Source organism: Ralstonia sp. 22111, from assembly GCF_052045895.1.
Taxonomy (GTDB): domain Bacteria; phylum Pseudomonadota; class Gammaproteobacteria; order Burkholderiales; family Burkholderiaceae; genus Ralstonia; species Ralstonia wenshanensis.
Genome location: NZ_JBQEPR010000008.1, coordinates 59,137 through 75,056, shown reverse-complemented (window position 1 = coordinate 75,056; position 15,920 = coordinate 59,137). Strand labels below are relative to the sequence as shown.

General features: G+C 64.9%; 12 protein-coding genes. 8 read left to right on the top strand and 4 right to left on the bottom strand.

The genetic code is table 11. The features are described 5' to 3' along the window. Positions 1-3: 3 nt before the first annotated feature. On the bottom strand, positions 4-1,818 hold the full coding sequence (locus ACTJK4_RS19410) for a phosphodiesterase (RefSeq protein WP_322018018.1): 1,815 nt from the start codon (positions 1,816-1,818) through the stop codon (positions 4-6). Between the two features lie 227 nt (positions 1,819-2,045). Between ACTJK4_RS19410 and ACTJK4_RS19405 the strand changes: the two genes are divergently transcribed. Further along, positions 2,046-3,074, top strand: a complete 1,029-nt coding sequence (locus tag ACTJK4_RS19405) for a MerR family transcriptional regulator (RefSeq protein WP_440818714.1) — start codon at positions 2,046-2,048, stop codon at positions 3,072-3,074. Between the two features lie 71 nt (positions 3,075-3,145). On the opposite strand, the gene ACTJK4_RS19400 is transcribed toward ACTJK4_RS19405, so the two are convergent. After that, positions 3,146-4,030 (bottom strand): aldo/keto reductase family oxidoreductase, encoded by an 885-nt coding sequence (locus tag ACTJK4_RS19400; RefSeq protein WP_440818713.1) that lies wholly within the window; start codon positions 4,028-4,030, stop codon positions 3,146-3,148. A 102-nt stretch (positions 4,031-4,132) separates the two neighbouring features. Here ACTJK4_RS19400 and ACTJK4_RS19395 point away from each other — a divergent pair, with 102 nt between their 5' ends. Next, positions 4,133-5,047 carry a LysR family transcriptional regulator gene (locus ACTJK4_RS19395; protein ID WP_440818712.1) on the top strand — a complete coding sequence of 305 codons (915 nt, stop codon included), beginning with the start codon at positions 4,133-4,135 and terminating at the stop codon, positions 5,045-5,047. A 101-nt stretch (positions 5,048-5,148) separates the two neighbouring features. On the opposite strand, the gene ACTJK4_RS19390 is transcribed toward ACTJK4_RS19395, so the two are convergent. Continuing rightward, positions 5,149-6,795: an APC family permease gene (locus ACTJK4_RS19390; RefSeq protein ID WP_260803438.1), complete on the bottom strand. Its 1,647-nt coding sequence runs from the start codon at positions 6,793-6,795 to the stop codon at positions 5,149-5,151. A 362-nt stretch (positions 6,796-7,157) separates the two neighbouring features. Here ACTJK4_RS19390 and ACTJK4_RS19385 point away from each other — a divergent pair, with 362 nt between their 5' ends. Beyond that, complete coding sequence (locus tag ACTJK4_RS19385) at positions 7,158-8,513, top strand: MATE family efflux transporter (RefSeq protein WP_440818711.1); 1,356 nt, start codon at positions 7,158-7,160, stop codon at positions 8,511-8,513. A gap of 20 nt (positions 8,514-8,533) precedes the next feature. Here the strand turns inward: ACTJK4_RS19385 and ACTJK4_RS19380 are convergent, their stop codons facing one another. Beyond that, entirely contained in the window at positions 8,534-9,133 is a 600-nt protein-coding gene (locus ACTJK4_RS19380) for a helix-turn-helix domain-containing protein (protein ID WP_232038958.1), read from the bottom strand. 87 nt (positions 9,134-9,220) lie between these two features. Between ACTJK4_RS19380 and kbl the strand changes: the two genes are divergently transcribed. The 5 genes from kbl to pgaA all read left to right on the top strand — a co-directional run bounded on the left by kbl (position 9,221) and on the right by pgaA (position 15,905). Beyond that, positions 9,221-10,438, top strand: a complete 1,218-nt coding sequence (kbl, locus tag ACTJK4_RS19375; protein WP_440818710.1) for a glycine C-acetyltransferase — start codon at positions 9,221-9,223, stop codon at positions 10,436-10,438. After that, positions 10,438-11,421, top strand: a complete 984-nt coding sequence (locus tag ACTJK4_RS19370; RefSeq protein ID WP_232038960.1) for an NAD-dependent epimerase/dehydratase family protein — start codon at positions 10,438-10,440, stop codon at positions 11,419-11,421. Before kbl ends, ACTJK4_RS19370 begins: the two co-directional genes overlap by 1 nt. Before the next feature lie 109 nt (positions 11,422-11,530). Further along, entirely contained in the window at positions 11,531-11,776 is a 246-nt protein-coding gene (locus ACTJK4_RS19365; RefSeq protein WP_232038961.1) for a hypothetical protein, read from the top strand. Positions 11,777-12,364: 588 nt separating this feature from the next. Beyond that, positions 12,365-13,366 carry a LuxR C-terminal-related transcriptional regulator gene (locus ACTJK4_RS19360; protein WP_440818709.1) on the top strand — a complete coding sequence of 334 codons (1,002 nt, stop codon included), beginning with the start codon at positions 12,365-12,367 and terminating at the stop codon, positions 13,364-13,366. A gap of 73 nt (positions 13,367-13,439) precedes the next feature. Further along, the gene (gene pgaA / locus ACTJK4_RS19355; RefSeq protein ID WP_440818708.1) at positions 13,440-15,905 is read left to right on the top strand and encodes a poly-beta-1,6 N-acetyl-D-glucosamine export porin PgaA; all 2,466 of its coding nucleotides are present in this window, start codon (positions 13,440-13,442) and stop codon (positions 15,903-15,905) included. Positions 15,906-15,920: the final 15 nt, after the last annotated feature.

Below are 15,920 nucleotides of genomic sequence, written 5' to 3'. Positions count from 1 at the left end.
GTGTCATGCGATGGCCCGCACGGCAGGGGCAGGGCGCATGGCTTCCAGATGGAAGCCGTTTTCGCTTTGCTTGGCACGCCGCTTGGCCAGGGCTGCGGCGGTGCCGATGTCATCGCTGTTGTGTGCCGCACCGGGATATACGTGCAGCGCGCCCACCGCGATGGTCACAAAGCGGAAGAACGTGGGCAGGCCCTTGCGGTCTTCTGCATGGATGCCGCCCGCCGCGCGGTCCGCTGGCGTGTACATGGCGAGCGCGTTGGCGTTGAACGCTGCCATGGCTTGCGTGATGCGCGCCTGCCAGTCGGCGCTCTGAAACAGGATCAGGAAATCGTCGCCGCCCACGTGGCCGAGAAAATCCCGTGTGGGCTCGCATGCGTTAGCCAACACCGCGGCGGCCATCTTCAGCATTTCGTCACCTTGCCAATAGCCGTACTGGTCGTTGAAGGGCTTGAAGTGGTTGAGGTCCACATAACAGGCGTAGAACTCCGCGCGCGCTTCCAGCAAACGTTCAATGTGCAGGTTCAACGGAATGTTGCCTGGCAGGAACGTGAGCGGGTTGGCGTAGCGCGCGGCCTCGATGCGGATTTCCGTCACGGTGCGGACAAGCTCTTCACCGGTGCCCAGGCCCAGGTAGCGGCCATGTTCGGTGATGATGAAACCGTCGGTCAGGTAGCGCTGGTCTTCGCTCATCAGCAGCGCCGACATGTCTTCCAGCGAAGCGGATTTTTCCACCAGCACCGGCTGCCGGTTGGCAAACGCCAGCGCTGGCTTTTTGCCGTACAGCTCGCGGTGATACGGCATCGCATAGCGGTCGATAAAGGCGCGGCGCGCAATGAGCGCCAGCGGGCGCTCGTCTTCATCGAGCAGCGCCATGGCGTGCAGATCAGGGTGGCGGTTGAACAGATGCAGCACGTCGTCATTGCTGCTGCGCAAGGGCAGCGTGGGCGCGACGCGAAGCAGCTTGCTGGCCGTGATGGCGCGCCAGCCCACGCGCACGGCCTGCGGAAACACCGCAATCTGCGAAGACTGCAGCACGCGCGCGGCGTGGCTCGACATGTCGCTCGCCGGCTTGTCCTGTGGACGCGCCAGGAAGAACCCCTGCCCGAAGCGGATGCCCAGGTCGCGCACCACGCCCAGTTCGTCTTCAGTTTCCAGCCCTTCGGCAATGATGCTGGTGGCGCCGCCCTTGAGCGTCTGTTGCAGTGTGCGTGCCATGTCCAGCTTGGCCGGGTGCTTGGCAATGTCACGCAGGAAATACTTGTCGAGCTTGATGAAGTCGGGCGTGAGTTCGATCAGCAGGTTCAGGTTGGCATTGCCCGTGCCGAAATCGTCAAGCGCGCATTGCAGGCCAAAGTCGCGTGCTACCGACAGTGCCTCGGCAAAGCTGGTCAGATCGTCGATGGGCGTCTGCTCGGTCAGTTCGATGACAATGCGCGAGGGGTGCAGGTCGTGGTCGGCAATGGCATGCAGCAGGCGGGCATGGTCTTCCAGTAACTGGCGTACGCCCAGCGCGCTGAAGTTCAGGAACAGCTTGCCCGGCAGCCGCATCGTCGAGAAATTGGCGATGGCCAGACGCGCGGCAGTGGTCTCCAGGGCAATCGTGCCCGCGGTGTCCGACGCTGCGCCAAACAGCGCTGCGGGTGACTCCATGGCCGAACCCACCGGCCCGCGCAGCAGCGCTTCGTAGCCGAGCACCTCGGTGGTGGATAGGCGGAAGATCGGTTGGAACACCGTGCGCAGCATCTCGGGCGCAATGCCCGCGGGCAAGGGAAGCGGTGAGAAAGTCATGACGTTGGCGGCAGACGCAAGATCGGACATTCCGCTAAACGACCCGCTGAACACAGAGTTGAATGAACTTTTTGTGACGCACGCAGCGGCGCGGGTTCGCGGCGCATGGTCCCCACCACAGAGGGGACTGGTCCAGAATGCTGGACCCGCCTGCGTCTTCCCGGGGGCGCCGTTCATTGCGATCCATTCACGCCGTGCTTGACCCTCACATTGTGTGAGGTCCTAGCCTGTGTCCAAGCCAGAAGACAGGAGCCACCATGTTGTTGAAAGTGGGCGATCTCGCCAAACGCTGCGGCCTCTCGGTGCGCATGCTGCACCACTACGACACCATCGGCCTGCTCACGCCTTCGGCCCGCTCCGACAGCGGCTACCGGCTATACGACAAGGCCGACGTCGCGCGCCTGCACCAGATCCAGGCGTTGCGGCGCTTCGGCATGTCGCTGGCCGATGTCGGAGCTTTCCTGGCCAATCCGGATATTCCCCTCACCACGATCGTGGAACGGCAGATTGCGATGCTCGATCAGCAGATCACGCAAGCCAGCGTACTGCGCGATCGGTTGTCGCGGCTGCACGGCCAGCTCGTGCGCCAAGAGGAGCCCGAATTGACCGAGTGGCTCACAACCTTGGAATGGATGACCATGTACGACAAATATCTTTCGCAGGAAGAACGTGCCCGTGCCGAACGCATCGATGCCGATACGGCCCGTCATGAGCGGTGGGCGGCGCTGGTGTCGATCGTGCAGGATGCAATGACGCGCCAGGTGCCTTCACGCAGCAGCGAGGCGCAGGCGCTCGCCAAGCAGTGGATGGCGTTGCTCGCGCAGGATGCGGCGCTCGACCCGATCCTCTCGGCCAAGCTGCACAAAATGCACATCAACGAGCCGGCGTTGCAGGAGCGCACCGGCATCAGCCTGGAAATGCTCGACTTCATCATGGAGGCGGCCAACGAAACCAAGCTGGCGATCTATGCGAAGTATCTGTCGGCGCAAGAGCTGCAGTTCATGCGCGAGAACTTCGGCAAGCGCGCCAACGAGTGGCCGACCTTGATTGCAGAGGTGCGCCAGCATCTGGCCAAGGGCACGCCGGCGCATGCGCCTGCCATGCAGCAGCTCGCGCGCCATTGGATCGAATTGTTCCGTTCGTATGCGGGGGACGATCCGCAAACGCAAGCCAAGGTGCGACTGGCAATGGAGCGCGAGCCCGAGCTATCCGCCAGCCCGTGGATGGGCCCGGACCTGATCGCCTATGTGCGCGAGGCGATGGAAGGGCTGATGAAGGCGGCGTAGCAGCGGCGCAGACGGCGGGTACCGATCGCGTTCGATGATGACCGAAGGGCCCGTTGGTCGTTTGCACAAAATCAGGCGGCCTCGTCCGTGGAAAGCGCGACGGCGTCGAGGTCGCGCATCGCATCTTCCGGCAACGTTATCGTCGCCGCGCCCAGGTTCTCACGCAGATGGGCGACCGACGAGGTGCCCGGAATCACCAGGATGTTCGGCGACCGGTGCAGCAGCCAGGCGAGTGCCGTCTGCATCGGTGTTGCACCGAGCCGCGCTGCCACAGCGTTGAGCGTGGATGATTGCAGCGGGCTGAACCCGCCCAGCGGAAAGAACGGGACATACGCGATGCCGTCGGCGGCCAGCGTGTCGATCAGCCCGTCGTCGCTTCGGTGGGCGAGGTTGTAGTGGTTCTGCACGCAGACGATCTCGCAGATCCGGCGCCCTTGTGCGATCTGGTTGGCCGTGACGTTGCTCAGCCCGATATGCCGCACGAGTCCCTGCCGTTGCAGCTCGGCCAAGGCCGAGAGGGGCGCCTCGATCGATCCTTCGGCCGGGCCGTGCGTGTCGAACATGATCCGCAAGTTCACCACGTCCAGAACATCCACGCCCAGGTTACGCAGGTTGTCGTGCACGGCTTCGGTCAGCGCCTGCGCTGAAAATGCCGGCAGCCATGCGCCTTGGGCGTCGCGCCTGGCACCGATCTTGGTGACGATGAGCAGATCGTCGCGATACGGATGCAAGGCTTCGCGGATCAACTGGTTCGTGATGTGGGGGCCGTAGAAGTCGCTCGTGTCGATATGGTTGACGCCCGAGGCAACGGCTTCGCGCAATACGGCAAGCGCGGCGTCGCGGTTCTTGGGCGGCCCAAAAACGCCTGGGCCAGCGAGCTGCATGGCGCCATAGCCGAGACGGTGCACCTGGTGGCCGCCGATGGAAAACGTGCCGGATTGAAGGATGGGAGACATGGTCACACTCCTGTGTGAAAGACGAGGTGACGGCAGGTTAGGCGCAAGCTCGCTGCTCGATAAGTGGGCATAATCCGCACGGGTTGTGCGAGAGGGCGAACAATGCAAGTCGATCTGGGTGACCTGAATGCCTTCGTGGCGGTGGCGCAGGCCAAGGGCTTTCGCGAAGGTGCAAGGCTGATGGGCGCGAGCGCATCCGGGCTGAGCGAGGCCGTGCGGCGGCTGGAATCGCAGCTTGGTGTGCGCCTGCTGAACCGCACGACGCGCAGTGTTTCACCCACCGAAGCGGGGCAGCGCCTGCTGACCCGCCTGCGGCCCGCCTTGAGCGAGGTGGAAGCCGCGCTGGACGTGGTCAACAATTTCCGCGAAAGACCTGCCGGCACGCTGAAGCTCAATGTGCCGATGAGCGCCGCGCGGCTTGTGCTGCCTGCCGTCATCCCCGGATTCCTCGAAGCCTATCCTGAGATCCGGCTTGAGGTCGTGGCCGAAGAAAGCTTTGTCGACATTCTGGCCGCCGGCTGCGATGCAGGCATCCGTTATGACGAGCGGCTCGAACAGGACATGATCGCCGTTCCGATCGGGCCGCGAACGCAGCGGTTCGCGACGGCAGCCGCACCCGGCTATCTCGATCGACGCGGTCGCCCCACGCATCCGCGCGACCTGCTCGGCCACGCCTGCATGCGCGGCCGGTTTGCGAGCGGCGCCATGCCGCCGTGGGAATTCGAGCGTGATGGTGAAGTGGTCAACGTGGACCCATCTGGCCCGCTGCTCGTCCGTATTGGTGGCGCGACCGATCTTGTCGTGGATGCCGCCGTCGCCGGCGTCGGCATCGTCCACCTCTACGAAGACTGGCTGCGCCCGCATCTTGTGAGCGGGGCGCTCGAGCCCGTGCTCGAGGATTGGTGGCGGCCGTTCCCTGGGCCGTATCTCTACTACCCGGGACGGCGGCTCGTTCCGGCGCCGCTCCGGGCGTTCATCGATTTCATCAAGGCCGGGTCAGGCCAAGGCGCCGTCTGAACCTTAGCAGCTGAGGTTCTCGCTACGGCATCACTGCTCCAACGAAAAAAACGCCCGCCGGCAGAACCGGTCGGGCGTTTTTTCTTACGAGCAAAGCGGTATCAGGCGCGTTGCGGCACGGCGCGCGGCGCACGCTTGGTGTCGTGCGCTTGCACGTCGTCATGTACGTGTTCGACTTCATCCAGATAGCGCGTGTGCCAGCCGCTGGCCACGCCCCAGTGGTAGAAGAACAGCGAGAGCACCGCCACGATGCCCATGTCCCAGCCGTAGGGGATGTAGCCGTGGCCGCCGAACTCCGTGCTGCCGCAGTAGGACAGCGCGGCGATGGTCGGCAGGTAGGCGATCATCCACCACGCGCCCTTGAGTTCCGTCTTGAAGTCGGGCCAGCCGGCCTTGGCCTGGTAGTAGAAGTACACGGGCAGCGCCACCAGCATCAGCACGATGATCTCGCCCGTCAGCGGCCACTTGGCCCAGTACAGGATGAGCGATGCGCACACAAACGCGAACGGCGCGATGAGCGAGAGCCCCGGCAGACGCAGCGGGCGATGCAGTTGCGGCGACGTGCGGCGAAGCGACATCACGCTGATCGGCCCCGTCAGGTACGAAATGACCGTCGCCACCGAGATGACAGCCGCCAGCGCACCCCAGCCACGGAAGAAGAACAGGAAGATGAACGACACCGCCAGGTTGAACCACATGGCCGGACGCGACACGCCAAACAGCGGATGCACGCGGCCGAAGATGGCCGGCATGGTGTTGTTGCGCTCCATCGCGTAGATCATGCGCGTGGTGGTGGCCATGTACGTGCTGCCGGTGCCCGACGGGCTGACGAACGCATCGATGTACAGCACGATGGCCAGCCAGTTCAGGTTCAGCGCAATCGCCAGTTGGGCGAACGGCGAGTGGTAATCAATGCCGTGCCAGCCATTGACGAGCGACTCAGGCGGCACCGCACCGAGGAAGGCCACCTGCAGCGCCACGTAGATCACCGCGGCCAGCAGGATCGAACCGATCACCGCGATAGGCACGTTGCGGCCCGGGTTGCGCGCCTCGCCCGCAAGGTTGATCGGGCTCTGGAAACCGTTGAACGCAAACACGATGCCGCTGGTGGCAATGGCGGTCAGCACCGCAGACCAGCCGTACGGGGCGAAGCCCTGTCCCGCCACATTCGCGGCCGAGCTGCCACCAAAGTTGCCCGGGTGGAAACCGGCTGCAACCAGCGCCACCGCTGTCGCGGCCGGAATGATGAACTTGAAGATCGTGATGGCGTTGTTCGCCTTGGCAAACACCTTCACGCCCCAGTAGTTCAGCAGGAAGTACACGACCACGAGCACGGCCGACAGCACCAGCCCAGGCGGCGTCAGCTCACCGTGCTGGAAGAGCGACTGCGCCCAGGGCCACGGCCAACTGCTCATGTACTGGATGGAGGCTTCGGCCTCGATGGGGATGACGGTGACGATGGCGATCCAGTTTGCCCAGGCCGCCACGAAGCCCACCAGTGAGCCATGCGAGTAGCGCGCATAGCGCACCATGCCGCCCGATTCCGGGAACATCGCGCCCAGTTCGGAATACGTCAGGGCAATGGCCAGGATGACGACGGCGCCGATGATCCAGGTGAAGATGGCAGCGGGGCCCGCCACCTTTGCAGCGTGGCCGGCGCCGAACAGCCAGCCGGAGCCGATGATCGAGCCCAGCCCGGTCAGCATCAATGCCCAGGCGCCCAGATTGCGTTGTACGTTTTTTTCCAAGAGGAGTCTCCGCCCCGGCGAGTCGGAAGTTCGACAGGGCATCGCGGTTGCTTACCAGTCCGCTTAGTTCTACCGAGGCGACGCTGTTTGGGCGTCGCCCGCCGTCCCGTGTGGTGGGTGTCACCAGCCTAGGACATGCGTGTGCCGGATGATGCGTAGCATCAACCGCACCCGTCCGGCCGCGATGAAAGGCAAAACACGGTGTCTGCCTTCCGGGGGGATTCGCGTATAGTCATCGACGACGTTGTGCGGGGTGCCGCACTTGCCGCCCGATTTCCGGAGCCCGCAATGGGGCGCAATGATAGCGAAATCGTGAACGGTTGCACCGCCTTTTTCATCGTTCCTCGCAGTTTTTTCTCCCCATGGAGTCCTCTTTCGCCACTTCGGTTGCACCTGCGTCACCTGCGCAGTGGCACCGGCGCGTGCTGACGCTGGCGTTTCCCATCGTGCTGGCCAACCTGACGCAGCCGATCCTCTCGGCGGTGGATACCGCCGTGGCCGGGCATCTGCCGGGGCCGGAATACATTGGCGGCGTGGCGCTGGGCGGGGTCTTCTTCAATTTTGTGTTCTGGGGCTTTGGCTTCCTGCGCATGGGCACCACGGGGCTGGTGTCGCAGGCACACGGCGCGGGCGACACGCAGGCGTTGCGGGCGAGCGTGGTGCGCGCGCTGCTGCTGGCCTTTGCCATTGGAGCGGCATTGCTGGTGCTGCAGGTGCCGGCGATCCGCATCACGCTGGCGCTGCTCGGTGCGAGCGAATCCGTCACCCGCATGGCCGAGGTGTATTGCCACGCGCGCATCTGGTCGGCGCCGTTTGCGCTGGCCAACTACGTGGTGCTCGGCACGCTGCTCGGGCGTCAGCAGGTGCGGCGGGCGCTGCTGCTGCAGGTGTTCATCAACACCGTCAACATGGCGGCAGTGCTGGCCCTGGTGCTTGGGGCCGGCATGGGCGTGGGCGGTATTGGCGCGGCAACGGCGCTGGCCGACATTGCGGGGTTTGGGCTCGGCATGCTGCTGCTCTGGCTGCAACGGCCCACTGGTCTGCCGACGCTCACGCTCGCTGACTTGCTGGCCCGCGACGCCTGGCGTCGCCTGATGGGCCTGAACACCGACATCTTCCTGCGCACGCTTTGCCTCCTGGCCGCCTTCGGCTGGTTTGCCCACGCGGGCGCCAAGCAGGGCGATGTGGTGCTGGCTGCCAACGCGCTGCTGCTCAATTTCCTGACCTTCATGGCCTACGGGTTGGACGGCTTCGCACACGCGGCCGAAGCGCTGGTGGGCGCCGCCATGGGTGCGCGGGACCGCGCTGCGCTGCGCATGGCGATTCGCGTGTCGACGTTCTGGTCGGTGCTTGGCGCTGGGCTTTTTGCCGCCGTGTATGCGCTGGCCGGCGCCGGCATCATCGGCGTGCTGACCGATCAGCCTGCCGTGCGCGAAGCCGCGCGCCACTATCTGGTGTGGGCGGCGTTGCTGCCGATCGTGTCGGTATGGGGCTTCCAGTTTGACGGCGTGTTCATCGGCGCGACGCGCACCCGTGAACTGCTGGTGACGATGGCCGCGGCGGCTGCCGCGTTCTGGGGCCTGTCGGTCACGCTGCAGCCGCTGTGGGGCAACCACGGGCTGTGGTTGTCGATGCTGGGGTTCATGGCTGTGCGCGGGCTGATGCTTGGGGTGCTGCTGCCGCGCGTGTGGCGCGCGCCCGAACTGCAGGCGGCCTAGGCGGCGCCAATCTGCAGCGCCTACTGCTGCGCGTATTCCACCACCAGCAACGCCGTCGCCACCGTCTTGCCGGCGTTCGAGATGGCGTGCTGCACATCCCCCGGATAGCGCGCCGATTCCCCGTGCCGCACCTTCTTCTCACTCGGGCCGGATTGCACCGTCACCGTGCCGCTGAGCACCGAGATGTGCTCCTTCGAGCCCAGCTCGTGCGGCTCTGACGCCAGCACGCCGCCGGGCTGGATTGCCAGTTCATACCATTCAAAGCGCGCGGCAAGGTCCACCGGGCCAAGAATCTTCAATTCGCACTTGCCATCCGGGCTTTTGATGACTGGGATGGAGTGAGCGGGAATGACCGTCACGGAGGGCGCCGCATCGGCCGCGCCTTCAGGCGAGAGGAAATCCGCCAGCCCGACGCCGAGCGCGGTGGCCAGGCGCCACAGCACGGCGACGGTCGGGTTGGCGAGGTTGCGCTCGACCTGCGAGAGCATGGATTTGGACACGCCCGCGCGCCGCGACAGTTCATCGAGCGACAGCTTGCGCGCCTGGCGCAGCGCTTGCAGCTTGGCGCCAACGGCGGGCGGGCCGTCGGCGAGGACATCGGTGGCGGGGGCTTGTGCCATCGGTTGGTATCTTGTAAATTGAACAAATTATTCGATATATCGAACATGTTCGATTTATCGATCAACGCAGTCTACAGGAGCAGCACCATGGGGACAACGCAAGCTAACGCTTCCACCGACGCTTTCTACGCGTACATCCGCCGCGAACTGGAGGCGATCGAGGAAGCCGGTCTCTACAAGACCGAGCGCATCATCACCTCGCCGCAGGGCGCCGTGATCCGCACGGCTGATGGCAAGGAGGTCATCAACCTCTGCGCCAACAACTACCTCGGCTTGTCGTCGCACCCGGAGGTGCTGAAGGCGGCGCACGAGGCGCTCGACACGCATGGCTTTGGCCTGAGCTCGGTGCGCTTCATCTGCGGCACGCAAGACCTGCACAAGACGCTGGAAGCGCGGCTGGCGAAGTTTCTCGGCACGGAAGACACCATCCTCTACGGCTCGGCATTCGATGCCAACGGTGGCTTGTTCGAAACGCTGCTTGGGGCCGAAGACGCCGTCATCAGCGACGAGTTGAACCATGCGTCCATCATTGATGGCATCCGCCTGTGCAAGGCGCAACGCTATCGCTACAAGCACAACGACCTGGAGGATCTGCGCGCGCAATTGCAGGCAGCCGATGCGGCGGGCGCGCGCTTCAAGCTTGTGTTTACTGACGGCGTGTTCTCGATGGACGGCACCATCGCGCGGCTGGATGAAATCCGCGCCATCTGCGATGAATTCGGCGCGCTGCTCGGCATTGACGAATGCCATGCCACGGGCTTCCTTGGCAAGCGCGGCCGCGGCTCGCACGAGCACCGCGGCGTGTTCGGCAAGATCGACATCATTACCGGCACGCTGGGCAAGGGCCTGGGCGGCGCGTCGGGTGGCTTCACGAGTGCGCGCAAGGAAGTGGTGGCGCTGCTGCGCCAGCGTTCGCGGCCGTATCTGTTCTCGAACACGGTGGCGCCGTCCATTGTCGGGGCCACCATCAAGGTGCTCGATCTGCTGGAAGCCGACACCGCGCTGCGTGACAAGCTGGAAGACAGCGCGCTGTATTTCCGCCGCAAGATCGTCGAGCTGGGTTTCGATATCAAGCCGGGCGACCACCCGATCGTGCCGATCATGGTGTATGACGCGCAGAAGGCGCAGGCGCTGTCCAAACGCCTGCTGGAGCTTGGCGTGTATGTGGTTGGCTTCTTCTACCCGGTGGTGCCCAAGGGGCAGGCGCGCATCCGCGTGCAGATCAGCGCGGTGCACGAGCGCGCGCAACTCGACGCGGCGCTCAAGGCGTTTGAAACCGCCGGCAAGGAACTGGGGATCATCTGATGAGCACCGGTACGAGCGCGAATTTTGGAACGGCGCCGCGCATCCTCATCATCGGCGCCAATGGGCAATTGGGGACGGAGCTGGCCGCCGCGCTGGCCGAGCGCTATGGCACTGGCAACGTCGTGACGAGCGACATGGTGCCCCGTGGCCGCCACCCGCAGATCCGTCACGAAACGCTGGATGTGACCGATCGCGGCCAGTTGCGCGAGATCATCGAGCGCCACGGCATCACGCAGATCTATCACCTGGCTGCAGCGCTGTCGGCCGCGGCAGAGCAGTCGCCCACGTGGGGCTGGGCGCTCAATATGAATGGCCTGCTGAATGTGCTGGAGGCGGCGCGCAATCATCAGCTTGAGCGCATCTTCTGGCCCAGTTCGATTGCCGCGTTCGGGCCCACCACGCCTGCGGACAACACGCCGCAGAGCACGATCATGGAGCCCAAGACCGTCTATGGCATTTCCAAGCTGGCGGGCGAAGGCTGGTGCCGCTGGTATTTCGAGCACCACGGCGTCGATGTGCGCAGCCTGCGTTATCCGGGGCTGATCTCGTACAAGACCGCACCGGGCGGCGGCACGACGGACTACGCGATCGACATCTTCCATTCGGCCGTGAAGGGCGAGCGCTATACGTGCTTCCTGGAGCACGATGAGGCGCTTCCCATGATGTATATGCCGGACGCCGTGCGCGCCACCATCGAGTTGATGGAGGCCCCGGCCGAGCGCATCAGCCAGCGCGGCAGCTACAACCTCGCAGGCGTGAGCTTTACGCCCGAGCAGCTGGCGGCCGAGATCCGCCGGCATCGTCCATCGTTCGAGGTGGCGTATGCGCCGGATTTCCGCCAGGCCATCGCGGCCAGTTGGCCGAATTCCATCGACGATTCGGTTGCCCGGCGCGACTGGGGCTGGAAGCCCGAATACGGTGTGGCGGAGATGACGACCGACATGCTGCAGAACCTCGCCCACCTGGCTGCGCATCCAGCCTAGGCAGCTTCAGTTAGGGGAATTGCGGGCATTGCAGGGCGCTGTTTTGTGTTTCGCTTCGATCGGTTGTGTTCAACAATGCAGCATGGCCATCACTTCTCGTCCCTGCCGCATGCCTTGTTCGACACCCGACCCCGCGCCGCGCCATCGCGACGATCCGCAGCCCGCCAAGCGCACCTGGTGGGTGCCGGTGTTGCGCATGTCGGTGGCCGCGGGCGCGGTGGCGGCCATTCCACACACGTCGATCCAACTGCCCTTTTCCGACGGTGCCTGGATGCTGCATACGGCTGCGGGCATCATCTTCATGGTGGGCGCCATCGACAGCCTCTTCCTCTTTGCCATGCGCCATAAGCCCTGAAGGGGGCGCATCGGTCATCTATCCACCGCCGGCATGCCTGTGATGTGGCGTCTGCCGCGCTCGCTCGGTAAGTTTTAAAACAGGTTGTAAAAACGTTCAGTGGACAACCGGCGGCATGATCGGGCCGGTCGTCACACGTCGCGAATTCGTAACTGAATCGTTACAGAAATGAAGTGAATTTGCGGCATCGCACCAACCGATGCCGCGGCCCGCCAATCCTTTGCCACAGCGGGTTTCGCCCGCCTTCTGCACGTCATCATTTGTGCCGCAAGTGTAAGCAGATGTTGCGCTGCACGGAGGTGGCCCGATGCTTGCTCTATGTCGTGCGGTCACTCTGCATGTGCAAGGCAATTCCGCCACCTGCAGAACAGGTTTTTCCCATAAGCGGATCCGGAACCGGATTGGTCCCCACGGCCCCACGGTCCCCACGGCATTCGCACTTCGCTTCTCCAGAGCCGGCGCATCGCTGGCGGCAGGGCGCTTTCTCTCGGACGGTCCCGGGGTTTCGACGGTCATATGCGTGCTCGCCCGCAGCGGCTGGCTTGTGCGCGCCTGACCGGAATCGCTTCACAAGAAAACGAGGAAACCATGAAAGCAGTCCTGCTGGAGAATCATCCCTTGCTACGGGCCGGACTTGCGCAGTTGCTGGCGCATCCCACCCTCGGCCTGGAGGTCGTCGCCCCGGCATTGCCTGCGGGCATCCCTGGCGAACTGCACGCGTTCGATGAGCGAGCCGATCTGCTCGTCATCGGGCTGGACGAGGCCGAGGGCCCGTTCAACGCTGGTCAATTCGCTGCCCAATTGCGCGAAGCGATGGACGCCAGCGAGGCCAGCCGCGTGGTGCTGCTGGCCGCCAGCCTGTCTGCTCAAGAAGCGCACGCTGCCATGACGTGCGGTGTCGATGCCTACTGCGCCAAATCGCAATCGCCGGAAGTCTTGCTGGCCACGCTGCGGCTTGTGCTGGCCGGCGGCCAGTCGTATCCGGCCCTGATACCGCGTGCAGACGATGCAGCCATGCCGATGCTCTCGCTGGATGCGTCCGAAGCGGCGCAGCGGCTGAATGTGTCGCTACGGCAGTACGAAGTGCTGGTGCTGCTGTCGCGCGGCCACTCCGTCAAGGGTGTCGGCCGCCTGCTGGGCATCTCGGAAGCCACTGTCAAAACGCATGCGTGCACGCTGTATCGACGCCTGAACGTGCGCAACAAGAGCGAAGCGGTGTATGCCGCCATGCGCTTGGGTATTCCGCTGGAACTGCAGGGCGGGGCTGCCGCCACCATTAGCGCTGCATCCGCACAGACATCGGTCCAGGTGTCTGGAGATGCGCAAGACGCAGACGTGTTCGTGCAAACCGCTGCACGCACATCGACTCCGCTCCAGGCCGGCGTACCGGCCCGAGATGCGGTGATGGCGTCTTCCTCCCCCCAGCCGGGGGCGTCCGAACGGACCACCACGTCGGTGACCGCATCGGGCGCTGAACTGGGCGCCGAATCGCGCTGGGCTGCCATGACGCGAGCCTTTGGCGGCGTGACGCCTGCCAAGCCGATGCGCGCCCCGGTGCGCGCCGCCAACGGTACGGCCCGCCTCGGCTGACTCAGCCCCGGCAGCCCTTCATGCAATGCGGATGGCGTGCGCCCGCACGCGCCGCCCACTGGACATGACAACAATGACAACCCACGAGCCACTCTCCTGGAGCCTGCCGGCCGAGCGCACCAGCGCGGCCGCGGCATGGCATCCCCGCCGCTGCGCTATTGCTGCTGCCACCGTTGTGGTGGTCGGCACGGTGCCGATGATCGCGCACGCCGCGACCGACGATGCTTCCAACGCGGCCACGCGCCGCTTGATCGATTCGCAACTGACCGACGCCGCCGCCAAGGGCCCGGCCACGTTTGCATCCACGACCGTCATCGCCGGAGGTGACGACGTGCCGGCGTCTCCGGCCAACACGCTGCTCGTTGCGCAACAGGCGGTGCCGCCGGCAGACTCGTCCGTCAAGACATCGCCCGCGGCAACCGCACCGGCCGCCGCCTCGCCAATGCCTGCTGTTGAGGCAGCGCCGCCCGCACCTCGGCCCGCATCGCCGTCACCCACGGTGATCCTGCCGCCGGGCACGCCTGCACCGGATACGTCTGCACAGGCGCCGGCCATGCCTTCAGGCCCGAGCGCTCAAGGGCCCGGCGCGCTCGAACCGCTGCAGGTGTCGCCGGAAGCGGCCAATGCGGCGGCCACCCATGCCGCTGGCAATGCGCCCGACAACGCGCCCGTAGGCGCGATGCCAACCGACCGTCAGGCGTTCCACGACGAGGTCATGCGGGAGTCGCGCGAGGGCGCGGCCACGCTTGCGCAAGAAAACCTGCGCCAGCATCCGGACTGGTTCAAGGAAAGCGAATCGTGGCACGTCGACCATGCCGCCGCCGCGCAGCGCATCCGCTGGGGGCGTCAGCAGTTGAAGGTCATCAATGGGCCGGAGCGCTTCGTCATCATCGATCAGGCGGTGGCCGAAATCGAGGCGCTGCTCAAGAAGGTGCCCGACACGCCGGAAAACGCAGAGTTCCGCCAGCAGATCGTGGCCGATGAAGTGGTGGCACTGGCTTCGCGCGGGCGCATGAAAGACGCCGTCAAGCGCTACGAAGCCATGTCGCAGACGGGCAAGGTTCCGGCCTACACACGCGTGGCCGCGGGCGATGCCTATGCGTATCTCGATACGCCGGACAAGGTCGCCGACGCCTACGCCCGCGCGCTCAAGGATGCGAGCCCTGGCGAGATCGAAACGGGCGACGTTCAGGAAGGCCTGTTCTACGCCATGCTCGACACCGGCCGCTTTGAAGAGGCCCGCGCGCTGCTCGACAAGATGAAGGCCGACAACCCGGAATACGTGCGCCTGGCGCCGGAAGCCGGTACCCCCAATCCCGATTACTCGCGCATCAAGCGTCTGGAAGCGCAGTACCTGATCCTGACGGGCCGCACGCACCAGGGCATTGCCGAGCTGGACAAGTGGCGGCACGAAGCGCCGTTCGCCGCCTCGCTCGTCAGCGCACGTGCCGACGGCGCGATGGTGCAGACCGAGCCGTATCGCTCGCGTGACATGTACAAGACGGCGCTTGCAGAGCACCCGGATGACCTGAGCGTGGTGGCCGGCTATGGCCGCGCGTCGCTGGCGGTGGACGATCTGAAGACCGCCAAGAACGTCGCCAACGGGCTGGACGAACGCTTTCCGGAGAATGGCTCGGTGCGTGCGCTGCGCAAGGATCTGGACGTCTACCAGAGCCCGCAGCTCATCATCCAGTCGACGGCGGACAAGGGCAATTCGGCGTTCGCCAACAACGAGTACGGTATCGACACCAAGGCATACAGCGGGCCGTTTGCAGACCACTATCGGCTGTTCTTCCACAACTTTGCGGGCCGTGCGCAGTTTGACGGCGCATCGGAGAGCCGCGTGCGCAACGGCGCGGGCCTGCAGTGGTTCGACACCGGCGTCGAGGTGAACGGCGAGGTGCACCAGTCTGTCGGCGCGGCTGGCAAGACCGGCGGCACCCTGGATGCCACGTGGATACCCAGTGACCACTGGAAGGTGTCGGGCATGGTCACCAACGATGACCTGGAAGTGCCCTACAAGGCGTACCAGGTGGGCGTGACCGGCAAGAGCGCCAGCGGCAACGTTCGCTACACCTGGGACGAAACGCGCTACGCATCGCTCACGTACGGCGTGTCGCGCTACACCGACGACAACCTGCGCCAGCGCGTGGCAGCGAACTTCTACCAGCAGGTGTTCACCTCGCCGCGGCACACCATCGGCGTGTTGTTCGGGGCCGATACCAGCCGCAACACGATGACGGGCCTGAACTACTTCAGCCCGTCGCGCGACTACAGCGGCCAGGCCACGGCCATCTGGTCGTGGACGCCCTGGCGCTACGCCGACAAGTCGTTCACGCAGCGCGTGTACCTGACCGGTGGCATGTACAACCAGCAGTCGTTCGGCAGCAGCCCGATGGTCGAAGCGCGGCTGGAGCACGTGTGGCAAATCAATCGCAAGACGCAGGTGTCCTACGGCATCGGCTTTGGTCGCCATCGCTACGACGGCCAGCCCGAGAACCGCAAGTTCCTGTACCTGAACCTCAACATTCCGCTGTGATGCCCATGCAAGCTC